22 protein-coding genes are annotated in these 21,522 nt (G+C 43.7%); 11 read left to right on the top strand and 11 right to left on the bottom strand.

Annotation, left to right across the window (positions count from 1 at the left end):
- Positions 1-21 precede the first annotated feature (21 nt).
- A complete protein-coding gene (locus AZH43_RS13800; RefSeq protein WP_067670661.1) occupies positions 22-1,032 on the top strand; it encodes a glycosyl transferase family protein in 1,011 nt (336 codons plus the stop codon).
- 119 nt (positions 1,033-1,151) lie between these two features.
- Entirely contained in the window at positions 1,152-1,520 is a 369-nt protein-coding gene (locus AZH43_RS13795) for a hypothetical protein (RefSeq protein WP_067670659.1), read from the top strand.
- 84 nt (positions 1,521-1,604) lie between these two features.
- Here AZH43_RS13795 and AZH43_RS13790 read toward each other — a convergent pair whose 3' ends face one another.
- Positions 1,605-1,871 (bottom strand): YeaC family protein, encoded by a 267-nt coding sequence (locus AZH43_RS13790; RefSeq protein WP_067670656.1) that lies wholly within the window; start codon positions 1,869-1,871, stop codon positions 1,605-1,607.
- Between the two features lie 3 nt (positions 1,872-1,874).
- Complete coding sequence (locus tag AZH43_RS13785) at positions 1,875-2,813, bottom strand: NAD(+) kinase (protein WP_067670654.1); 939 nt, start codon at positions 2,811-2,813, stop codon at positions 1,875-1,877.
- A gap of 151 nt (positions 2,814-2,964) precedes the next feature.
- On the opposite strand from AZH43_RS13785, the gene mrcB reads away from it, so the two are divergent.
- Together mrcB and AZH43_RS13775 are read left to right on the top strand one after the other, a co-directional pair.
- Positions 2,965-5,358 carry a penicillin-binding protein 1B gene (mrcB, locus tag AZH43_RS13780; protein ID WP_067670653.1) on the top strand — a complete coding sequence of 798 codons (2,394 nt, stop codon included), beginning with the start codon at positions 2,965-2,967 and terminating at the stop codon, positions 5,356-5,358.
- Between the two features lie 11 nt (positions 5,359-5,369).
- A complete protein-coding gene (locus AZH43_RS13775; protein ID WP_067670818.1) occupies positions 5,370-5,918 on the top strand; it encodes a hypothetical protein in 549 nt (182 codons plus the stop codon).
- A 90-nt stretch (positions 5,919-6,008) separates the two neighbouring features.
- Here AZH43_RS13775 and AZH43_RS13770 read toward each other — a convergent pair whose 3' ends face one another.
- Entirely contained in the window at positions 6,009-6,908 is a 900-nt protein-coding gene (locus AZH43_RS13770; RefSeq protein WP_067670651.1) for an NUDIX domain-containing protein, read from the bottom strand.
- 141 nt (positions 6,909-7,049) lie between these two features.
- On the opposite strand from AZH43_RS13770, the gene hemP reads away from it, so the two are divergent.
- Complete coding sequence (hemP, locus tag AZH43_RS13765) at positions 7,050-7,220, top strand: hemin uptake protein HemP (protein ID WP_067670649.1); 171 nt, start codon at positions 7,050-7,052, stop codon at positions 7,218-7,220.
- Between the two features lie 87 nt (positions 7,221-7,307).
- Here the strand turns inward: hemP and AZH43_RS13760 are convergent, their stop codons facing one another.
- From AZH43_RS13760 to AZH43_RS13745, 4 genes are all read right to left on the bottom strand, one after another.
- Positions 7,308-8,669 (bottom strand): sensor histidine kinase, encoded by a 1,362-nt coding sequence (locus AZH43_RS13760; protein ID WP_067670648.1) that lies wholly within the window; start codon positions 8,667-8,669, stop codon positions 7,308-7,310.
- A gap of 2 nt (positions 8,670-8,671) precedes the next feature.
- Positions 8,672-9,337: a response regulator transcription factor gene (locus AZH43_RS13755; protein WP_067670646.1), complete on the bottom strand. Its 666-nt coding sequence runs from the start codon at positions 9,335-9,337 to the stop codon at positions 8,672-8,674.
- Positions 9,338-9,490: 153 nt separating this feature from the next.
- A complete protein-coding gene (locus tag AZH43_RS13750; RefSeq protein WP_081406827.1) occupies positions 9,491-9,886 on the bottom strand; it encodes a NirD/YgiW/YdeI family stress tolerance protein in 396 nt (131 codons plus the stop codon).
- Positions 9,887-9,988: 102 nt separating this feature from the next.
- A complete protein-coding gene (locus tag AZH43_RS13745; protein ID WP_067670644.1) occupies positions 9,989-11,746 on the bottom strand; it encodes a GspE/PulE family protein in 1,758 nt (585 codons plus the stop codon).
- Between the two features lie 248 nt (positions 11,747-11,994).
- Here AZH43_RS13745 and AZH43_RS13735 point away from each other — a divergent pair, with 248 nt between their 5' ends.
- Both AZH43_RS13735 and AZH43_RS13730 read left to right on the top strand, forming a co-directional pair.
- The gene (locus tag AZH43_RS13735) at positions 11,995-13,233 is read left to right on the top strand and encodes an MgtC/SapB family protein (RefSeq protein WP_067670640.1); all 1,239 of its coding nucleotides are present in this window, start codon (positions 11,995-11,997) and stop codon (positions 13,231-13,233) included.
- A gap of 164 nt (positions 13,234-13,397) precedes the next feature.
- Positions 13,398-14,393 carry a hypothetical protein gene (locus AZH43_RS13730; RefSeq protein ID WP_067670638.1) on the top strand — a complete coding sequence of 332 codons (996 nt, stop codon included), beginning with the start codon at positions 13,398-13,400 and terminating at the stop codon, positions 14,391-14,393.
- 53 nt (positions 14,394-14,446) lie between these two features.
- On the opposite strand, the gene tsaA is transcribed toward AZH43_RS13730, so the two are convergent.
- On the bottom strand, positions 14,447-15,160 hold the full coding sequence (tsaA, locus tag AZH43_RS13725; protein ID WP_067670636.1) for a tRNA (N6-threonylcarbamoyladenosine(37)-N6)-methyltransferase TrmO: 714 nt from the start codon (positions 15,158-15,160) through the stop codon (positions 14,447-14,449).
- Between the two features lie 105 nt (positions 15,161-15,265).
- Here tsaA and AZH43_RS13720 point away from each other — a divergent pair, with 105 nt between their 5' ends.
- Positions 15,266-16,045 (top strand): ferredoxin--NADP reductase, encoded by a 780-nt coding sequence (locus AZH43_RS13720; RefSeq protein ID WP_067670634.1) that lies wholly within the window; start codon positions 15,266-15,268, stop codon positions 16,043-16,045.
- A gap of 154 nt (positions 16,046-16,199) precedes the next feature.
- On the opposite strand, the gene AZH43_RS13715 is transcribed toward AZH43_RS13720, so the two are convergent.
- Positions 16,200-16,688: a hypothetical protein gene (locus AZH43_RS13715; protein ID WP_067670632.1), complete on the bottom strand. Its 489-nt coding sequence runs from the start codon at positions 16,686-16,688 to the stop codon at positions 16,200-16,202.
- Positions 16,689-16,907: 219 nt separating this feature from the next.
- On the opposite strand from AZH43_RS13715, the gene AZH43_RS13710 reads away from it, so the two are divergent.
- Positions 16,908-17,699 (top strand): DUF2071 domain-containing protein, encoded by a 792-nt coding sequence (locus AZH43_RS13710; RefSeq protein WP_067670630.1) that lies wholly within the window; start codon positions 16,908-16,910, stop codon positions 17,697-17,699.
- A gap of 374 nt (positions 17,700-18,073) precedes the next feature.
- On the opposite strand, the gene AZH43_RS13705 is transcribed toward AZH43_RS13710, so the two are convergent.
- Positions 18,074-18,640, bottom strand: coding sequence for a TetR/AcrR family transcriptional regulator (locus AZH43_RS13705; protein ID WP_067670628.1), 567 nt, complete (start codon positions 18,638-18,640; stop codon positions 18,074-18,076).
- 252 nt (positions 18,641-18,892) lie between these two features.
- Between AZH43_RS13705 and AZH43_RS13700 the strand changes: the two genes are divergently transcribed.
- A complete protein-coding gene (locus AZH43_RS13700; RefSeq protein WP_067670626.1) occupies positions 18,893-19,738 on the top strand; it encodes a hypothetical protein in 846 nt (281 codons plus the stop codon).
- A gap of 189 nt (positions 19,739-19,927) precedes the next feature.
- Here the strand turns inward: AZH43_RS13700 and AZH43_RS13695 are convergent, their stop codons facing one another.
- Positions 19,928-20,572, bottom strand: coding sequence for a cation transporter (locus tag AZH43_RS13695; protein ID WP_067670624.1), 645 nt, complete (start codon positions 20,570-20,572; stop codon positions 19,928-19,930).
- Positions 20,573-20,638: 66 nt separating this feature from the next.
- Between AZH43_RS13695 and AZH43_RS13690 the strand changes: the two genes are divergently transcribed.
- The gene (locus AZH43_RS13690; protein ID WP_067670622.1) at positions 20,639-21,058 is read left to right on the top strand and encodes a Cd(II)/Pb(II)-responsive transcriptional regulator; all 420 of its coding nucleotides are present in this window, start codon (positions 20,639-20,641) and stop codon (positions 21,056-21,058) included.
- The last annotated feature ends 464 nt before the right edge of the window (positions 21,059-21,522 follow it).

Below are 21,522 nucleotides of genomic sequence, written 5' to 3'. Positions count from 1 at the left end.
TACTTTTTAAAATCCGGCGCCATGAATATCAAACGAAATATCTATAAAGATTTTGAACATCCATTTGCCCAATTTATCCGCATTATCGGCAAAGGGAAAAATGGGGCCCGTTCATTGAGCTATGACGAAGCCTATCAAGCGTTCAGCATGATTTTAAAAGATGAAGTGCTTGACGTTCAGTTAGGCGCGTTTCTGATGCTGCTGCGGGTTAAAGAAGAATCTGTAGATGAACTGGCCGGCTTTGTGCAGGCGACCCGTGATCAGCTGAATTTCCAGCCTTTACAGGTCGATTTAGACTGGTCTTCTTATGCCGGCAAACGCAAGCATTATCCGTGGTTTTTACTGGCAGCGCTGACACTGGCGCATCATGGCTATAAAATAGTTATGCACGGCGCATCTGGCCATACTTTAAACCGGCTGTACACCGAACAGGTTTTAGAATATCTCAGCTACCCAATTTGCAGCAACGATACCGACGTTGAAGCGCAGCTGACAGAGCGCAATTTTGCCTATCTGCCCCTGCATGCAATTTCCCCAATTTTAAGTGATTTAATTTCACTGCGTAATGTTATGGGGTTGCGCTCCCCTATTCATACATTAGCGCGCCTAATCAATCCATTTAATGCCAAAGCCACCATGCAGGCTATTTTCCACCCGGCATACCGCAGTTCTCACCAACAGTCCGCTTTTAAACTCGGCTACCAAAACAGTGCCGTTATAAAAGGCGAAGGCGGAGAGTTCGAACGCAATCCGGATGCCAAAACATTAATTTGCGGTATTAAAGAAGGCGAAATGTATGAACACGAACTGCCGAAACTCACCAGCAACCGCAGCCCTGTAGAAGAAGAATTAGACCTTGCTGTATTTAAAGCCGTTTGGGAAGGCACACAAAATCACGAATACGGTGAAATAGCAGTCGTGGAAACCATGGGAATCGCATTATATGCCATGGGTGCAGCGTCAAGCTTTGACGATGCCATGCAGCAAGCTGAAGCAATGTGGCTGGGCCGAAATTCAGCTCAATCATTTTAAGATTTAACTGCTGCAAGATTTATACAGACCGCAGAGAGATCCGCTAGGCATAGCGGATCATTAATGCTAATTTAATTGTGTGCATCCGTTATCACAAATATAAAAAAAGAGGAATCCACATGACAATTACCCTGAACAGCAATGTCACAGAAAAAGAGACATTGGCCCGCAACGCATTATATGACGCCATCAGTTTTAGAAATGTTTTTACCCAAGTGGTCATGCAGTTTATTCAGCATCATTTAGATACTGTTCCTGCAGCTTATTGGACAGCGCATTTCGGTACGCCCAAACCCAGTACAGAACAAATTATTGAAAAATTGGAATTGGATGACCGTTCATTTTTAAATGCAGATGAGCTCACTGAAGATGAACGTCTATTTCATGAAAATCATTTAGATTTTATCTTGCCTGCAGATGTCAGCATTTACGCCTTATGTGTCAGTTTTGAACAGAGCCAAATGTACAGCATCAGTATCGCCAATTAAAAAAACCAGCCCGAAGCTGGTTTTTTTGCTGTGCGCTTAACAATAGTATCATCAGTTACTTTAACGCTATGCACTTCCACGGCTTTATACAAAGCGGATTGGCTTGAACTCTGGTTCTTCTACATGAGAATCGCAATGTTCGTCTTCTTCTTTGGTACCGCGGTCAATATAGCCGCTGCGCTCAGTTTCAGGCAGGTTTTTAATTTCCCACGCATATACCGCCTGCATGCAGGTCTTACGCTGTTCTGGACTTAGCGCTACACCATTGGGCCATTTACCAATTTCAATCGCAGTTTTTAAACGCGCAACGATTTCAGGATCCAATACGGCAAGCATTTGTTCAATATTCATGGGCTAATCCTGTTTAAATGAGTCAAAGTCTTGATTCCAGCCAAGTTTAGTACGGCATGCGATATAAAAATCATACCCTGGCGGATGAAGCAAATTTAGTTTAAATGGATGCTTACGGATGTGTAAGCTGTCGCCAACACCCAGCGTTACACTGTGCTGGCCATCCGCACTGACCATGGGCAGTACACGGTTTTCACGGATAATAATCTTAATTTCACTTTGACCGCCGACCACAATCGGACGGGATGACAAAGTATGCGGATGCATCGGCACCAATGCAATGGCATCCATGCTTGGATGAACAATAGGCCCACCGCCGGACAATGCATACGCTGTTGAACCTGTCGGAGTCGATACGATTAAGCCGTCACTGTGCTGGCGGTATACGTACTGACCGTCAATATTCAGCTCAAAGTCAATCATATGCACTGATTTTCCCGAATGCAGCACGACATCATTTAAAGCAATCGCATCATAAATGGTTTCGCCTTTAGAGCGAATTTCAATTTCCAGCAAAAAACGGCGGTCCTGCTGAAACTCACCTTTCAACACCTGATCAAGCTTAAAAATAACTTCCGTCGGCTTGATGTCAGTTAGAAAGCCTAAACGTCCGCGGTTGACCCCGATGACGGGGGTATTGAACTTGACCAATGAGCGCGCGGCATGCAGCAAAGAACCGTCACCGCCCACAACAATAACCAAATCAACCACTTCACCCAGCAAAGCTTTACTGACAGTTTGGGTATTGGTGTAGGGAACCAATTGAGCTGTTTCCGTATCAAAAACCGGATGCAGCCCTAAACTTAATAAATGATCATGTATCAGGCATAAGGTTTCTACCACTGACGATTTGTCAGGACGTCCAATTAGTCCGATATTACGAAAAGTCTTATGTGAAATTTGCACCTGCGCCATTGCTCCGCTACGCCTCATGCTTATCATAGCATTAACGCTTTTGATTTAAAAAAACTTTGATTTGCTAATTAATCTGACCGAAGCCTTGATATTTTGCATACATATACAGTTTAAATATTGCAAATTACGTAAAAGCTTCGCATGATTAGCGAAATTTCTCAGGATCTTATAACAATTTATGAAGTCTGAACGTGGCATCGGCACTATTGCATTCATTTTCTGTGTTTTGGTTATTTGCGCATTCGTCGCATTCAGTATTTATCTGATTAAAATAGACAATGTCGTCAGAGCCAAATTTGAAGGCCAGCGCTGGGATATCCCTGCGAAGGTTTTTGCACGTCCGTTGGAAATCTACACCAATGCGCCTGTCAGTCAGGATGATTTGCGTGAAGAACTGAAAATGCTTGGCTACAAAAATGCTGAAAGCTATGCAAAAACAGGCAGTTTTGTTGCATCAGGCAATGAACTATATGTGCATACCCGCGGTTTTGACTTTGGCGACAGTGTAGAACCTGAGCAAGTTTTAAAGATTTCATTCGGCAAAGATACGGTGGCAGATGTCAGCGCGACCAAGCCTTCGTCTAGCGGCATCGCGCGTCTAGAGCCTTTATTAATTGGCGGCATTTATCCGCAGCACAATGAAGACCGTGTGCTGATTAAGCTGAAAAATGTGCCTAAACCGCTGATCGAAGCTTTGATCGCTACAGAAGACCGCAATTTCTACCATCATCATGGCGTGTCTGTTCGCGGAACCGCGCGTGCTATTGTCAGCAACGTGACTGGCGGAAAACGTCAGGGCGGTTCAACCCTAACCCAGCAGCTGGTCAAAAACTTTTACTTAAGTCCTGAGAAAACTTTAAAGCGTAAAGTGAATGAAGCGCTGATGGCGCTGTTAATTGAACTGCATTATGACAAAGATGAAATTCTTGAAGCATATTTAAATGAAGTGAATTTAGGGCAAAATGGCAACTATTCCATTAACGGTTATGGCTTGGCGTCGCAATTTTATTTTGGTCTGCCTTTGCGTGAGCTGAATATTGCCCAGCAGGCTTATTTGGTCGGTTTAGTTCAAGGCCCGACTTTATATAATCCTTGGCGCAATCCTGAAGCGGCTAAAAAACGCCGTGACATTGTGCTGAACAATATGCTGGTGATGGGCTATTTAACCCAGCAGCAGTATGAAACAGAAACTGCCCGCCCGTTGAATGTCATCGCCAAACCGACTCTTGGCCCTGCCCGCTTTCCGGATTTCTTAGATGTTGTGCGCCGTCAGCTTCGTACAGAATATCAAGAAGGTGATTTAACCAATCAAGGCCTGAAGATTTTTACAACCTTAGACCCCTTGGCGCAAACCCGAATTCAAAACAGTTTTAAAGAAACCGTAGCGCGCTTAAGCAAAGCCAACCCGAACCGTTTAAAAGAGCTACAAGGCGCTGTGCTGATTACCCATCCAGAAAATGGCGAATTGGTCGCGGCTGTGGGTTCTACGCAAGACTTCACAGGCTTTAACCGTGCGGTGGATGCTAAACGCCAAGTCGGCTCTCTGCTAAAACCCGTGATTTATCTTAGCGCAATTGAAACAGGCCGCTATAACTGGGCCAGCCAGATTCAAGACAGCGCGATCAGCATTCAAAGTGAAAGCAAAGCATGGACGCCGAAAAACTACAGCGGCGGTGAACACGGCGTTGTTCCAATGGTTCAGGCCTTGTCCCATTCATACAACCTGTCTGCAGTGCGTTTAGGTCAAGAATTTGGAATATCCACCTTCATCAACCATCTGAAAAAATTTGGCGTAACATCGAATATTCCGAGCTATCCATCTATTTATTTAGGCGCTGTAGACATGTCGCCTATGGAAGTGATGAGTATTTATGGCAACTTCGCTACTGGCGGCTTTAAATATCCGGTTAAATCCATCCGTTCTGTAGTTGACAGCAATGGTCATATTTTGGAACGCTACAGCCTCTCTGTGCAGCCGACCATTGACCCTGCTGCCGCTTATGTTCTCAATTATGGCTTGCAGCGGGTTATGTCTTCAGGTACAGGTAAATCAGCCTATAATACGTTCCCAACATCCTTGGAGCTTGCTGGTAAATCAGGTACGACAAATGATACCCGTGATTCATGGTTTGCAGGCTACTCCGGCAACTATGCTGCTGTCGTTTGGCTAGGATTGGATGACAATAAGATTACAGGACTGACAGGTTCATCTGGCGCGCTGCCTGTGTGGATCAATGTGATGAAGCAGCTGCGTCAAAAACCTGTAAATTTACGCCAGCCGGACGATGTGCAGTGGCACTGGCTGGACAGCAATACAGGCGAACTGTCTGCTGCTGGCTGTGCAGGCGCAATTCATATTCCTCTGCTGCGCAGCTCTATTCCGAACCGCGCAACAGCATGCGGTCAGACACAATATGAAGTACAGCCTTACACAAGCGATACTGAAGCGCCTCAAGAAGCAGCTCCGAAAAATGATAGTTTAGACAACTACATTCAAGAGAGTGAAAATAACATGGATCAGGATATGTCTGACAATCCCCGTGTTATTTCCAGCGGAAGCTACAACAATTGAGGTTTGAATTGATTTTAAAAAAGATACTTATCTGCACAGTGCTGGCCGGACTTGCAGGCTGTCAAAGCTTGCCTGCGCCGGAGCAAAGTGCGCCTGAGAAAAAGATAGACAAAGATTCTGCTAAAGACATCCGCAGCCCTTCCGGGGTCGTTATTCATCCCTATGACCACCCGGATATTGAACGCAAGCGGATAGTCATTCCCAAACAGCAGGAACGGGTTCAGAAGTTTGAAGATGGCCGCAACCTGCCTGCATTTAAAAAGTTAATGCAGCAGACGCAGACAGCCTATGCAAAGGGTGAATTGAGTAAAGCTGAAACTGCAGCAATGCAAGCGCAGCGTCTGGCGCCGCAATCAGCGGAAACCTTTATGTACCTTGCGATGATTGCCAACCGTAAAAATCAGCCGGCCAATGCAGAGGCTTTAGCGCAGCGGGGTTTAAGCTATGCTCAGAGCGCTCCGATGAAAAAGCAGCTGTGGAATATCATTCTGCAAGCGGGGAAAAAGCAAAATAAAACCCAAACCGTTCAAAAAGCGCAGCAAGCCTTAAAAGCCCTTTAATGGGCTTTTCTATTCCAATGCTTCTAAAATACTTTTGCAGCAAGCACCTTCATCATTTTAAAGCGTTTCTACTTTTCGATGCTTAGATACTTAAAAGAAACGTACACCGGCAACTCCATAGCCTTTGTGCTGCTGTGCATCTATTAAATTGTCCTGTTTCATGCCGCCCAAAGCAAAAACTGGAATATCCAGCTGTGCTGCTATCATTTCAAACTGTTCCCAGCCCAATGCTGGAGCATCCGGATGTGTTTCTGTCGGCAATACAGGACTCAGCAATATGGCGTCGCAGCCAATGGATTGCGCATGCAAAGCCGAAATTAAATCATGGCAGGCCGCCAGATAGCGGCAGCCAATTTTTAAATCGCCTTTTTTTAGCTGCATGCATTGCGCCTGTTTTAAATGAACTGCGCCTATACCTTGCTGCTGTATGCTGTTCAGCTGCTTCCAAAGCTCGATATTGACGATTAATTTATCCAGCAGATTGATATTGCATTCGGCCAGATCTTTTATTTTTTCCGGTGTAGCCTCAGTACGCCAGTACATTAATTGCTGTTCACTGATTTGCGCCAATGCAGACAAATCATCGGATATTTTAATATAACGCTGCCAATACAGGCGTTTCAGCATGGCCTTATTGGCTTTGGGAAAATTCAAATCCAGTAGCTGATCCCGGTTATACCAAGCCCAAGGCGGCTGAATTTCATTCAGTAATTCATCAGGAACTGCCGCTTGAAACAGATGCAAATTCACAATCACATCGTCATATTCATGACGGATAAAATCAAATGCCTGCCAATCATGCAGCCCGATGCCCACCTCTTCATAAATCTCACGGCGGCAAGCCTCTACGGGTGTTTCACCCTCTTCCACCTTTCCGCCCGGAAACTCATGCTTATTGCCCTGATGCTGCGATACTTCACGCCAACCGACCAAAACTTTTCCATGATGCAGCAAAATACCAATAGCAATATGAAGATTAGGCTTTGACATAAAACGGTTTCCATTTCATTAAAGTTTTACCGAGTGTAAGCAAATTTGAGTTTTTTATAAAATATTATCATTTACCGTTGACAGGCCTATTCGATAATGATTATCATTTAAATCACTCAAACACACCACGGAGTCAACGGAATGAACGCACCATTTAGCTTGTTTACACGCAGCACAGAATCTCATCATGCACTTCCAATGCTGCATTCTAATAATTTATTTGCATTAGGCCGTGAAATCCGCATTATGCATGCCGGTGAAGAATACCGCTTACGCTTAACACGCAACAATAGGCTCATTCTCACAAAATAATTAAAACAGAGAAATAATAATAAACGTGGAAACAAGCAGTATGAATCAGCGCATACTGCTTTTTAAGACGTACCTTCAAAAATATAATTAAACCGAAGAAATGAATTCGGTATGTTTAGGCAATACAACCTGCACTTTCAAACCGCCCAAAGATGATTTAGAAAAGACAATTTTTCCATTATGCAATTCAATAATTTTTTTACAGATTGATAGCCCTAATCCTGTACCTTGGGTCTGCGTTCCTAAAGCCCTGTAAAAGCGTTCCCCCATTCTTTGCAGCACGTCCTCAGTGACCTCTGTGCCGTTGTCCTCAATCATCCATGTGGCCTGCTGGGCTGCATCAAGGATTTGAATCTGCAGCTGTCCATGCGCATTGCTATAGCGCATGGCGTTATCAACCAAATTGCGCAAGCAGGTAAACAGCAGCTCCGCATTGGCGAACACCGTTAAGGAATTCATTTGCGTATCCACATGAATATCTTTTTGCTGCATGAATGGCGCCAGCGCCAGCAGCACATCATGGGTCACATCCGCCAAATCAATTTGTGCTTTCGGTAAATCATCCGGTTTTGACGGGTCCAGCCGCGCCAGCAGCAGCAGATTTTCCAGCACTTGTGTCCCGCGCCTGACATCTTGCTGAATATGCAGCAATTCAGCTTGCAGCTGCGGATGATCCTGATATTTTCGATTCAGGACCTGTACCCGCATTTGAATTGCAGACAGCGGCGAACGCAGCTCATGCGAGGCATCAGCGGTAAAGCGCTGCTCCGCAATTAAGGCCTGCTTTACCCGCTCCAGCATATAGTTCAGCTGCTGCACCATCGGCTGCAGCTCTGCCAATTCAGGTTGCGGCGAAATGATGGGCTCTAAATCGTCCGCGCTTTTTTCAGAAATTTGATGAGACAGCGCATGAATCGATTTGAATTGCCTTTTCACAGACATATGTACAATCAGCCACTGCAGGCACCACAGTACCGCTAAAATTGCCGCATATCCTGCTGCAGTGGAAATAATTTCCTCGAAGCGGATTTTTAAGGGCTGGACGGCATACAGGGTCATATCCGACTCATTTTGCACAAAGGTACGCCAAAGCTGCTCCTTATGCCACATGATGGAATAGCCCTGCTCTGCAGGATGCTGAATTAAATATTTAAATACATCATTTTGCGCATCTTCGGACTGAGTAAGGGTTTGCCCCTCATAAATCAGGCGGTAGTGAATATCAAACTGATCACTCAGCTCATCAATTTGGTGGCCTGATGATTTGGTGATATCCGTCAGCAGCAGCATATCTGAAATTTCATCCATGATTTCATCTTGCAGATGCATGGTTTGATAAATAGAAATGCCCAATAGCAGCAGCAAAGAAATGAGGCCTGCAGCAATTGAACTGAAAACTGACGTTTTGACCAGCCGATGCTGCAGTGAAACCGCTTGCTTATCCTGCATGGCTAATCCTGCGGCTGATTCATGCGGTAACCTAATCCGCGTATCGTTTTGATGTATTGGCTGCCGATTTTTTTACGCAATTGATAAATAAAAACTTCAATGGCATTGCTTTCAATTTCATCTCCCCAGGCATATAGCGACTCTTCCAATTGTTCTCGGGTAATCACATGCTCTGGCTTCTGCATCAGCTTATACAGAATTTGGAACTCTTTGGCTGTCAGCGTCAGCGTTTCGCCATTTTGCACCAAAATTTTGGCTTGCGTATCCAAAGTCAAATCAGCGAAATGAATTTGCTGGCTGTTTACACTATGCTTTTGGCGTATTTGCGAACGAACCCGCGCTGACAGCTCTTCTAGGCTGAAAGGCTTAACCAAGTAATCATTGGCGCCTAAATCAAGCCCTTCTACGCGGTCCTGCACGCTGTCGCGTGCAGTCAAAAATATAACCGGTGTATTCAGCTGTTTCTTGCGCAGGGCTTGCAGAATTTCATCCCCCGTGGCCTTCGGCAGGCCGCGATCCAGCAGCACACAGTCATACTGATGCTGATTAATGGCTGAGATAGCAAAGTCTCCGCGTTCTACCCAGTCAATACTGTAGCCATCCATTTCCAGCCAAGTCTTAATGCTTTGCGCCTGAGAAACATCGTCTTCTGCCAGCAAAATTCTCATAAAGCTTCTGCCTGTTGATTGCTATTTTTGATTTATGATACTGCTTAAAATTCTTTATAGCATTGTTATTACACAAATAAAAACAGCATGCCTATCATCATAGCGGCATGCTGTCATATTGTTAAAAAACTGCAGTTCATTGTGCTGTGCAGATTAGAACTTCACTGAATCCACATCAATGCTGACATGTTTTGCAGGCTTATGGTCAATATCAATTTCGCCTGTGATCGTTACAGGGGTTTTTGCCAATACTTTTTTGCCATGCCAAAGCTTGTCATCAATCTCGACTGTGATGGTGCCCGTGCTGTCTCGGAACTGATATTTTTCATCACCCAGCGATTTCACAACATGGCCTTTCAATTCAACCTTGGTATCATCTTTCAACGACAGCGCCTGCTTTACGGTTACCGCCTTGGCAAAAGAAGCATGATTGACCGCTTCATGAGCTGCATGTTCCGGCATTGCCGGCGCTTTTACCGTATTCGCCATAGACACCGCTGATACAGCAGTAAAACCAGCAGCCAAAATGACTTTAGTGAACGTATTCATGTTCTAGCCTCATCGTTATGTTGTATTGCGTTAAAGTCATTAAAACAACTGCAAATGAACTGAACCTTAAGAGCGCTTTATAGGCTAACAGCGCGCCTCAGCTTAATTTAACGGCACAACCCGCAAGACTTCCTCTAAGGTGGTAATGCCGGCAACCACTTTACGCGCACCCGCAATCCGCAGCGGTTCAATGCCTTCTTTGCGCGCCTGCTGGCGCAGTTGCGCTAAATCAGCATTGGCGCCGATCAGGTGCTTTGTTTCTAAACTTAAAGGCATAAACTCATAAATACCGACACGGCCTTTATAGCCCGTATGGCGGCAGGCTTCACAGCCGACTGCTTTAAAAACAAATTCAGGCGTTTTGACATTATAGTCAAAAGTTAAGTGTTTCCATTCCTGATCATTGATAAAGGTTTCCTCTTTACAGTGCGGACACAGCTGGCGCACTAAGCGCTGCGCCAGCACACCTAAAATTGTGGCGGCGGTCAAAAATGGCTGAACGCCTAAATCATGCAGACGGGTTAAACTGGAGGGCGCATCATTGGTATGCAGTGTCGACAAAACCAGATGCCCTGTCAAAGCGGCCTGAATAGCCATATTGGCGGTGTCATGATCGCGAATTTCCCCGACCATAATAATGTCCGGATCCTGCCGCATCAGCGCCCGCACACCATCTGCAAACCCCAAATCAATGCCGGTATTGACCTGCATTTGGTTAAAGCTCGGCTCCAGCATTTCAATAGGGTCTTCAATGGTGCAGACATTGACTTCTTCGGTCGCCAGCTGCTTTAAAGATGAATACAGCGTGGTGGTTTTACCTGAACCTGTCGGGCCAGTCACTAAAATGATGCCGTGGCTGTGGCTGGTCAGCTGATTCCACGACTCCTGCAAACGACCTTCAAAACCCAGCTGCTGAAAGCTGCGCACCAGCACTTCCGGATCGAAAATACGCATGACCAGCTTTTCACCGAAGGCGGTCGGCAGCGTCGATAAACGCAGCTCGGTTTCCTGCCCTTTCGGAGTGCGGGTTTTTAAACGGCCATCCTGCGGCTTGCGCTTTTCCGCAACGTTCATCCGGCCTAAAATCTTAATCCGAGAAATGACGGCAGTCAGTGTATTGGCCGGCATGTTGTAAATTGTATGCAGCACGCCATCAATACGGAAACGCACTTTACCCGTATCTTTACGCGGCTCTAAATGAATATCGCTGGCGCCCTGTTCAAAGGCGAACTGCAAAACCCAGTCGACCAATTTGACAATATGCTGATCATTGGCATCTGGATTTTGTGAATCACCCAGCTGCAACAAAGCCTCTACACCTTTGTTTTCACGGTCATACGTAGATGATTTTTGCGATGAATTCACCGCACGGCTTACCTGATAATATTCAACCAAATAGCGCTGCAGCTGGTCTGGGCTGAGCAGAACCCGCTTAATCTTCCTTGGAAGCACGGTGCGTTCTAAATTGGTCATCCATTCCGATTTGTAAGGCTGATCCGTCGCAATCAGCACAAATTCATTTTGCAGTTCCACGGCCAAAATTTTATTGCGCATGGCAAATTCTTGCGACATGACACTGGTCAGCGCCTGAACATCGGCTTTTAATGGATCAATCACATAAAATGGCACCTCAGATTTCTCTGAAAGCCACTGACATAAACGGTTCAGGGTCAGCGTTGATTGCGGATGGCCCAAATCGGGTAAATTAAAATTGGCAATCCATTGCAAAGGATGCCATTTCAGCTGTTCACGCTGACGGTGCGTGGTTTGAATCAGCATTTTTTCACGTTCGGTAATACGGCCGTCTTTTTGTAATTGCTCTAGGCACCAAGAGGTGTCAATTTCAAAATTAAATGTCATTCGTTCATGTCCCCAAACATGCCCCAACTATAGCAAGTTTTCATTGCGGTGTTGAACAATTAAAGCCCCTTAAGCGCCATCATCAGAACATCATTCAGCGCAAATGCATTGGCTGTGCAGTATTCCCTTACTTATTTTATGGTTTAATTCACATTGGCGTGATTTTCACTTGATCATTCTTCTACGCATCGCCTATATTTCACTCAATCATCAGATTTTATTTTCCGGAGAAATCTTTGGATTTTTCAATGCTTTCGGTCAATAGCAGTTCATTTCAAGAACTGCTCGCCATGTTTGCATCCGCATTAGGCTGCGGGATGCTGATTGGCCTAGAACGTGAACGCAGCAAACAGCGGGAAAATCAGCATAGTTTTGCAGGCCTGCGCTCCTTTACGATCTGTGCGCTGCTGGGCGCAATGTGTTTTCTGCTGGGTGCGGCTGTCGGCATTGCGGGTGCAATTATTGTAGGCGGCATGACAGTGCTGTCTATCAAAAATCAGCCGGAAGATCCTGGGATTACCACTGAACTTGCATTTGTCATGACCTATTTTATAGGCGCCATGTGTTTATGGAATGCCCCTTTGGCTGCAGGCTTAGCGGTATTTCTGACTGTAATTTTAATGGCGAAACGCTCTATGCACAGCATTGCCGGAAAGTGGATTACAGAAGCAGAATTTAGAGATGGCTTATTCTTGCTGGCGCTGATTCTGATTGCCTTGCCCTTAACACCGAATACACCGCTTTGGGGCTCGGCGTTAAATCCCTATATTATTTTAAAGCTGCTGACGTTGATTTTAGCCGTGCAATCATTGGCGCATATTGCAAAACGCCTGCTGACATCAAAAAACGCCATGATTCTATCCTCTATCGCCTCAGGATTTGTGTCCAGTACTGCGGCGGTTGCAAGCCTAGGCATGGAAGTCCGTTCCGGACGGGCAAGCGCCAAAGCAAATGCTGGCGCGGCTTTAATGTCCTGCGTCGCCACCCTGCTGCAGCTGCTGATTATAGTGGCTGGCGTCAGTATGCTGTGGCTTAAAACAATTATTATCCCAACACTCATTGCTACCGTTATTTTAGCCTGCTGCGCCTATTGGCAGCTGCGCAATGCCGCGCCTGCTGAACAAATACCGCAAGCCGATACACGCATGTTCAGCCTGAAAGAAGCTGGAATAATTGCAGCCACCTTAACGCTCATTCAAGCGGGAGTATATGGATTAAATCTGTGGCTGGGTGATGCAGGCTTGATTGCCGGCACTTTGCTTGCGTCCCTCTTTGAGATTCATGCAGCGATGGCAACAGTCGTCATGCAAGGATCCCCGGCTGAAACTGCTGTCTTTTACGCTTTTATTTTAGGTCTTGCTGCCCATGCTATTGCGAAATCTATCAACGCACTGCTGACAGGCGGCTGGCAGTATTTCCGTGTTTTTGCACCAGTCCAGATTCTGCATATGGCCGTATTAATCAGTTTGCTGATTCTGTACAGATAAAAGCCGATTTTGTTAAATAACATTTAACAGCCAATCCTATTCATCAGTAACAATAAAACCATTAACATTTCTTAAAATAAAAATTCTCTTTATTACATAATATTTACAATATTATCCCTGTGCTTTAAGCATTTATTAATATTAAAAAACAGAGGGTATAACCAATGCAGCTGAAAAGCCTGAGCCTATCAATAATTACAGCATTAACACTCATGGGCTGCGGAGGCGGAGGAGGAAGTTCTTCAAGTGATTACACAGGGAGCAATGGCGGAGCAGCTGAAGAAAATAAAGATTTTCAGCAATGGCATTATTTTGAACTTAATGGCGGATATGCAGTTAATGAAGCGCTTGAATTAGTTCATCAAGTTATCACCTTAGATCATGGCAATTTATATCTTCAAGACGATTCAGCTGAAATTGATAATGATTATTTGATTACTCAAGATGGTGTATATCAAGATTTCGGCCCGCAAAATTCCAAATATGGATATGAAGCAGGAACAGGCACTTTTAATAATCTGCTCTTCAGCCAAAAGCCCTATTCTCCTGTAGGATCGAGCGGCCTGATGTTTACGACGCAATTCAAAAAAATTGATTTAAGCGGAAAAAATGCTTTAGCAACTTTAGAGTCAAGAGATCAATGGGAGATTGCAAACAGCCCAAATGCGAGCTTTGGCCCAACGCGTCAATCTTATTATAATAAAGTCAATAACTTAAACTTCCCAGCAGGCTCTTCTTGCCTACAGGATACACTGCGCAGCAATAATCAGGAAAATCTGTATTTATATACAAATGGCAGTACTCTCAAAGACTATGGATTTGATGATTATGCTAAAAAATATGCTGAAAATAATTCACATATCTTCAAAAAAACTTATAAAGACACCATTGCTTACTTATATTCAGATGACAGTACAGAAGCAGGCGCTTCATACGGCGCAGCTGAATATCAAGGCAGCTATTACGGCGCTGGGCGTTATTTAAAAGGTGTTGAATACAGTTTGGCTCAATACATTCAAGAAGAAAAGGATCAATTAGATGCATCCTTAACAGAAGCAGAACGTAAGCTGGCTATTGAAGAAATTGAGACTTTAAATAATCAATGTTCTTGGTATAACGACACTGCAGCAAAATTCATTCAAGCCAATATGAAACCATAAATACACAATTGGCAGTATTAAAAAAGGAGCTTTAAAGCTCCTTTTTTCCTTTTCTATAGCGCTACGGCAGTAATTTGAATCAGCTCATCATTCGCCTGAAACTTAATGTTAAATGCGGCAAACAGCATGCCATATTCTCTGTCTACATCATCTTGATATGCTGGCCGCGGATCGAGGCTCAACACCTGCTCAAGCTCATCAATCAGCTGAGCAGTCAACTGCTGTGTTTTTAGATATTGATCACGCTGGATTTCAGCTTCATTGCTCCAAATAACAGCCTTTCGCTGAGGTTCTGCCTGCGCATAGCCGCTTTGTGCATTCAAGACTGCATCTGAATACTGAATATAAGGCTTAATATCAATAATGGGCGTTCCATCCAGCAAATCGCTGCCAGTGACATACACCCGAACAGATTTGCCTACTTTTTTGACGTCTTTCAGCTGCACAACGGATAAGCCAATCGGTGCAGGACGGTACATACTGCGTGTCGCAAACACGCCTATTTTTTTATTGCCCCCTAAGCGCGGCGGACGTACTTGCGGGCGGAATTTGACTGGTTCATGCTGATTTTTATTGTCATGAAATTGCCACACCAGCCAAAGATGGCTGAATTCATCAATACCCTCAAATGCCAATACATCATTATACGGCGCCTGCATTTCGATATACGACTCCACCTGCACCAAGTTAGGCTGGCGCGGAATCCCGAACTTTTCTTTGTAGGGAGAATTCATATACCCAATAATTGGCAGATTTAAGCCTGTCATAATCACTTTTTCTGATAAGTTCAATTAAATATATTCAGTTTATCGAGAATGATTTTAGATTAGAATAGCAACCTGTTCTAATTTGATAATTTATTGAGACCTTTAATGGCTGCTTTCAACGTCGAAAAGATTACTCACGTACACCACTGGAATGACACATTATTCAGTTTTAAAACCACTCGCGATACTGCGCTGCGTTTTAAAAATGGTCAATTTGTGATGATTGGTCTTGAAGTGAATGGCAAGCCACTGATGCGTGCGTATTCTATCGCCAGCGCAAACTATGAAGAAGAATTAGAGTTTTTCTCTATTAAAGTGCCGGATGGCCCTTTAACTTCTATTTTGCAAAAAGTAAAAGTGGGCGATGATATTTTGGTTTCTAAAAAACCGACGGGCACTTTGGTTCTTGATGATTTAAATCCGGGTAAAAACCTGTATCTGCTTTCTTCAGGAACAGGTCTTGCGCCATTCTTGTCAACTATCCGTGACCCAGAAACCTATGAACGCTTTGAAAAAGTGATTGTTGTGCACGGCACACGCTTCATTTCTGAATTGGCTTACCAAGATTTAATCCTTAATGAACTGCCAAACCATGAATTCTTTGAAGAATTAGGCATTAAAGACAAATTGGTTTACTACCCAACAGTTACCCGCGAAGAATTCCATACTCAAGGCCGTGTAACTACAGCTATTGAAACTGGACAGCTGTTTGAAAAAATCGGTTTGCCGCGCTTTAACCCAGAAACTGACCGCGCTATGCTTTGCGGCAGTCCAGCATTCCTTGATGATGTTGTTGCGCTTCTAGATCAGCACGGCCTGAAAGAATCGCCTAAAATGGGTGTTCTTGGCGATTACGTGATTGAACGCGCCTTCGTTGAAAAATAATTTGGACTAAAACTCCAAAAAAGCGCACTTCGGTGCGCTTTTTTTATGCTGTATTCAACATTATGCGCCCTTCAGCGTCAGCACCGCGGTGACAGCATTCAAAACCAGACTGTGCCTGATAAAATAATTTGCATTGTTAATTCAGCCGAAAATTCTATCGCTGGCAATGAATCGGCCTATCTGAAGCCATTGGCGCAAGGGGCAAAAATACCAATGAACTGCGGGATATGCTCAATACCCTGTTTTCCGCCCAGTCAAACTTCTGAAAAACCTCCTGTAAACGGACAGCATAGGCAGGATCATCAGACTGTGCCGCTTTCAGCTGAATTTGACTGAGGCGCACGCTGTTGCCGCTTAAGGTCCACTGCGCCTCTACCTGAATTGAAGACCGCTGAACGGTATCTCCCCGCTTAATCTCGGTTACACTTTCAGATGAATATGCACCGTCAGCGCGGTATTCATCCTGTGTATTGGTTTTAATTTGATATTCGGCAATCTCCGAACTGCAGCGCCATTTTCCGATCAAATTTTCATGATTCAATTCAGCAAAAGCTTTTCCAGCGGATACGGTTGCCATACCGTGCTGGCTGCCCGCCAACAATACCATCAGCAAAGGCATTTGACGCAAATATAATGTTTTCATTGTTTTAACGGTTTTTAATTTTCAGCAGCAAGCTGACATATTAAGCGAAAAATCAATTGAAAAGATAGTTCAATTCAGGTCACATATTTTACCTAAAGCATGCTGAATTCACTGAATATTGTATTCAAAAACAAACTCCTTTCTGCGCTATCTATTATTTATGCTGCGCATTCATTTGCTAAGATTCAATCACAATGATAAAACCTGAAAATTAAATTTATGACATTCCCGCAATTAAAATTTCAAGATTTCCTGCATCCGCGCCCTCAGCCCAAAGGCATTGATGTGCAATGCAAACTGCAGCATTTCGCATTAATTACCTATGCGATAGAACCAGCCCGTTTCCAAGACATCATTCCAGCACGCTTTCAACTGGATACCATTCAATATCAAGGCGCAGAAAAAGCGCTGATGTCTGTCGTGCCGTTTATTGATGTCGATTTTACGTCTGCTGTTTATCCATTTCCCAAATTTACCATGGGACAAACCAATTACCGTGTTTACGTCATTGATCAAAAAACACAGGAACGCTGTGTCTGGTTTATTGGCACGACTTTGGATTCTTGGACATTGATAGTGCCGCGCTATTTATGGCAATTGCCTTGGCATGCGGCAAATTTCGAATTTGACTGCCAGCAAAATGCTTCGGGGCTTTATCAGCAATACAAAATGCAGACCCGCTCTGAATGGGCAGGCGCAGAACTGCATTTAACTCAATCTGAAGAAGACGCTTGGCAATACCAAGGCTTTCCGGATTTAGAAAGCTATCAGGTCTTTTTAACCCATCCCTTGGCTGGATTTTATCATCGCCGTGATGGACAGTTAGGCACTTACCGCGTTTGGCATGATCGGCTGCAGCCCAAACCCGCTCAGCTGCATCATGCGCGTTTTGAATTGCTGGCCCGCATGAATCTGGTTTCATTTGAAGATCAGCTAAAGCCGTACAGTGTCCTGATTGAGCCAATCAATGCGTTCACAATCTATTTACCGCCGGCCATTTTGGAAAAATAATCATCTAAAATGATCAATTTATTTTTATTTTACCCACAATGCATAAATAACAGCCAGATTCATCCCGTATCTGTTGTTTTTTACATCAAATTCTATATAATCTGACCAAACAGACAAGTCTGTCTATTTTACTGCTGAAAAAACGAATGAACCAACATTCAGAGGGTCAAAATAAATACAAGAAGATGCATTAAGTATCTCACTGCCGCAGCTTTCATTTTTTACAGCAAAATGAATGCTGCAGGTTATAACTCATTATCAGCAGAGCGCGCTTAACTTTCGGTTAACGCGCTTTTTTATTTTTTAAGCTTTTATCTGAGCGCTAAATATCAATTTCAGTTAAAAAGTGCTTCATTTGAATGTTTTAACCACGATCAAGCACTGGCTAATTCCATTTGAATCAGTGTATCCACCCTTTTCCAGTAGTCCTCCAAATGAACTTGATTCGGGTCAATTTGCGCCTGAATGGTCATGCCATCTAAAATACTGGATAAAAATGCAGCCAGCTGGTCGGGCTGCGGAATGCCCAAATGCTGCAATGCATGGCTCAGCTGAGCTTTAAGCCATTCTTTATAGTCAATTGCCGGCTGTAAAGATGACGGATAAATTTTTGAGATTTCTTCTACGGCTTTTTGAAACATGCAGCCGTTAAAATCCGCCGTGCGGAACCATGCGTCGTACCATACAAATATGGTTCTGATATGGCAGAGGTAATCTTTCGGGTCGCACTGAGCAATTGCCGCATCTAAAGACTGCTGCAGATTTTGATTTCGGGTCACCAGACATTCTTCTATCAATTTAGCTTTAGACGGGAAATATTTATAAAACGTCATTTTCGCAACGCCAGATTCACTGATAATCCGATCGATACCAACTGAATTATAGCTATACGAATTAAAGAGATTAAGCGCTGTATTAATGATGTCTTGTTTTTTTGACATTTATTTTACCTGATGCACCAAACTTTAAAATTAAGCCAGTGGCTCATAACAACTGTATGTATAAGATTTACATCCCCTCTATGCGTGAATTATATCTTAAATTCAGAACTTCTTAGGCTTTTTATTAAAAATACTGCACGCACATCTACAACATACTGAAATATAATAAATTATTTAAAATAAAAAACTGGAAGATTGCTGTTTTTTTCACTATGATAAAAAAAGATGAAAAATTAAAATTTAATGCAGTATATGAATACATTCTCTTTTACTCAATCTGAACTGACCCGTGTAGAACTTCTGCATTTTATTCAAAATTCTACTGCAGCGGCATTATGGGACAGCAATTCTGCAACGGTAAATGCATTAAAGCATTCAACGGCAAGCCATATATTGTTTAAACATCCTATTCTAGACAAGCTGAATCAGTGCCAGCTTAGTCTTGAGCAGTTGAAATTCATTCATATTAATTACTTCACGGCAATCGTCAAAAATTTTACCGATGCGCTGAGCATGGCGATTTATCAAGCCTGCAGTTTAGAAAATTGCCATAATATTGATCCTGAAAAGCGTATCGCATCAAAAATATATTCACGCTATTTATTGTCGCTGAATCTGATCGATGAATTGGGATTCAATACTCGCCAGCTTGATCAAAGCTCCCCATCCAAATCACATTTAGTCTATTTTTTAAAACTGATGCAGCAGCTTGAGCTGAATGCAGCAGATCGGCAAGCAGCTGCAGATGAAGCGGTTGCATTAGCGCAATTCATTCAGCAGCATCTGCACTCGTATGCAGATTTATTGCTGATTTTAGCGTGCACAGAACTGCAGGTGATTAAATTCAGTGAAGCGCTGAGGTGCAATATCTCAATCTACGGGCAAATTTACACACAAGGCTACTATGCCTGCCACGGCATTGCCGAAGCAGATGGAAGCAATACCCTTGCCAATGATGACAACCATGAAGATGACATTTGGGCATTGCTCACACAGTGCTATTTATCTGAAAATGCGCTGCACTTTCAGCAATTGCAAACTGACTATTTAGCACTTTGGGACAATTTTTGGAGCAAAATGAACCAGCAGCTGGCTTAAAGATGAGCAGCTTTTCTAATTTCATTCTTCCGCCGTAAATGTTTCAAAAGAGTACTTTGCCAGTATAAGCATGAAGCTGGCAAAGTTTATTCATCAGGGTCATAACATTGATTTTAAGCCGAACAGCACAATGGCTGTTCGCAAAAATGCTGCCGACCATCTTCATTTTTAAAGCGCAGATTTTTTCTATTACTCTGTGGACTGAAAGGCCTGTTTTTCGTCCGAACTTTCTTTACGCTCCTGCTGGGCTTTTTTCATTACTTGATAACCGCCCGTCAGGCCTAAAACGGCCATAATGACAGCCACAATAATATCCGGCAGCATGCTTCCGGTACCAAAAACACCGACCGCTGCCAATATAACCGCCACATTGCCGATGGCATCATTTCGGCTGCACAGCCAGACAGATTTCATATTTGAATCACCGTCACGGAAGGCATAAAGAATAAACGCGCAAAACATGTTGGCTGCCAATGCCAAGACACCAATTGCCCCCATCGTTATCGCTTCAGGCGGTATGCCTTGCGTGTAGGCATAAATTACCTTGGCGATCACAATGAAGCCGAATCCAGCCATTACAAGCCCTTTCAGCAATGCAACGGATGCGCGCCAATATAGACTCGCGCCCAATACAGCCAGTGACACGCCATAATTCACAGCATCGCCGAAGAAGTCCAAGGCATCGGCCCAAAGCGCCGATGAATGTGCATAAGCCCCACCAATCAATTCCACACCAAACATCGCCAAATTAATGACTAGTGCAATCCAAAGGGCCGTTCTGAATTTACTGTCCGGTTTTGGAGGTGCGGGTTCGTGACTGCAAGTACAAGCCATTTTCAAGTCGCTCTGATATGTATTATGCTTATTCAAAACTATGGACCAACTCTAAGGTCAAGCTCTATGAACCCAAATAATCCTGCAGAATATTTAATAAAAGATTTAGTGCATAAAACGGGGTTAAGTGCTGATACCATCCGCTTTTATGAAAAGAAACAGCTCGTTCAGCCCAGCCTGCGGGGCGCAAATAATTACCGCTACTACAACGACGATGCACTGCGCAGATTAGTTTTTATTCAGCGCTGCCGCGCCTTGGATATGACCTTAAAAGAAATTCAGCGGCTGATTGAACTCGAGCAAAACCCTGAACAGGACTGCTGTGCCGTCAATGACTTAATTGATGAACATTTAGGGCATGTTGAAAACCGAATTGCGGAGCTGCAAAAATTTCAAGTTCAATTGCAGCAGCTGCGTCAATCCTGCACATCTCAAAGCACCGTAGATGACTGCCAAATTTTAAAACAGCTGGAGTCTTTGGACTAAAATCATTTAGCCAGTTCCGCATATTGCCACTTAAACAAACAGCAATCTGCAAACTTCGGGCTATCCGCTAAAGATTGACTTCGACTCGCGGCTCGATATTCTGCATAAGGACGAATGCGCTGAAATAAAAAACAATACTGGCTCATAATGGACAAACCATCATTAAAATAACGAATGGTTTTAATGTGTTTCGTTGGACTAATTAAGAAGTTCCAGCCATCCAATGGCATTGCAATGTGTAATTATCAACCTGTTGTTTACAGCTAAAATTGGCATAATTTCATCAAATAGATTAAGTATTAAGACAGTTTTTTATCGTGTTTTTCAATCTAAGCACATTGCCAATACGCAATTCAAAAGTTCGGAATCTAAAACGTCTGACCAACCTTAATTTTGAATGCAAAAATATGCKSWYTMMTSWTCAACCAGCTTCTGCTCATACAGATGCGCATCCAGAATGTTGC

This window comes from Acinetobacter pragensis (assembly GCF_001605895.1).
Lineage (GTDB): Bacteria > Pseudomonadota > Gammaproteobacteria > Pseudomonadales > Moraxellaceae > Acinetobacter > Acinetobacter pragensis.
The sequence above is the reverse complement of the archived record's forward strand: the minus strand, read 5'-3'. Positions and strand labels throughout refer to the sequence as shown.

Bases quoted from the DNA above. Each gene is read 5' to 3' on its own strand.
- AZH43_RS13800 (WP_067670661.1), top strand. From the start codon at position 22: ATGAATATCAAACGAAATATCTATAAAGATTTTGAACATCCATTTGCC.
- AZH43_RS13795 (WP_067670659.1), top strand. From the start codon at position 1,152: ATGACAATTACCCTGAACAGCAATGTCACAGAAAAAGAGACATTGGCC.
- AZH43_RS13790 (WP_067670656.1), bottom strand. From the start codon at position 1,871: ATGAATATTGAACAAATGCTTGCCGTATTGGATCCTGAAATCGTTGCG.
- AZH43_RS13785 (WP_067670654.1), bottom strand. From the start codon at position 2,813: ATGATAAGCATGAGGCGTAGCGGAGCAATGGCGCAGGTGCAAATTTCA.
- mrcB (WP_067670653.1), top strand. From the start codon at position 2,965: ATGAAGTCTGAACGTGGCATCGGCACTATTGCATTCATTTTCTGTGTT.
- AZH43_RS13770 (WP_067670651.1), bottom strand. From the start codon at position 6,908: ATGTCAAAGCCTAATCTTCATATTGCTATTGGTATTTTGCTGCATCAT.
- hemP (WP_067670649.1), top strand. From the start codon at position 7,050: ATGAACGCACCATTTAGCTTGTTTACACGCAGCACAGAATCTCATCAT.
- AZH43_RS13760 (WP_067670648.1), bottom strand. From the start codon at position 8,669: ATGCAGGATAAGCAAGCGGTTTCACTGCAGCATCGGCTGGTCAAAACG.
- AZH43_RS13755 (WP_067670646.1), bottom strand. From the start codon at position 9,337: ATGAGAATTTTGCTGGCAGAAGACGATGTTTCTCAGGCGCAAAGCATT.
- AZH43_RS13750 (WP_081406827.1), bottom strand. From the start codon at position 9,886: ATGAATACGTTCACTAAAGTCATTTTGGCTGCTGGTTTTACTGCTGTA.
- AZH43_RS13745 (WP_067670644.1), bottom strand. From the start codon at position 11,746: ATGACATTTAATTTTGAAATTGACACCTCTTGGTGCCTAGAGCAATTA.
- AZH43_RS13735 (WP_067670640.1), top strand. From the start codon at position 11,995: ATGCTTTCGGTCAATAGCAGTTCATTTCAAGAACTGCTCGCCATGTTT.
- AZH43_RS13730 (WP_067670638.1), top strand. From the start codon at position 13,398: ATGCAGCTGAAAAGCCTGAGCCTATCAATAATTACAGCATTAACACTC.
- tsaA (WP_067670636.1), bottom strand. From the start codon at position 15,160: ATGACAGGCTTAAATCTGCCAATTATTGGGTATATGAATTCTCCCTAC.
- AZH43_RS13720 (WP_067670634.1), top strand. From the start codon at position 15,266: ATGGCTGCTTTCAACGTCGAAAAGATTACTCACGTACACCACTGGAAT.
- AZH43_RS13715 (WP_067670632.1), bottom strand. From the start codon at position 16,688: ATGAAAACATTATATTTGCGTCAAATGCCTTTGCTGATGGTATTGTTG.
- AZH43_RS13710 (WP_067670630.1), top strand. From the start codon at position 16,908: ATGACATTCCCGCAATTAAAATTTCAAGATTTCCTGCATCCGCGCCCT.
- AZH43_RS13705 (WP_067670628.1), bottom strand. From the start codon at position 18,640: ATGTCAAAAAAACAAGACATCATTAATACAGCGCTTAATCTCTTTAAT.
- AZH43_RS13700 (WP_067670626.1), top strand. From the start codon at position 18,893: ATGAATACATTCTCTTTTACTCAATCTGAACTGACCCGTGTAGAACTT.
- AZH43_RS13695 (WP_067670624.1), bottom strand. From the start codon at position 20,572: ATGGCTTGTACTTGCAGTCACGAACCCGCACCTCCAAAACCGGACAGT.
- AZH43_RS13690 (WP_067670622.1), top strand. From the start codon at position 20,639: ATGAACCCAAATAATCCTGCAGAATATTTAATAAAAGATTTAGTGCAT.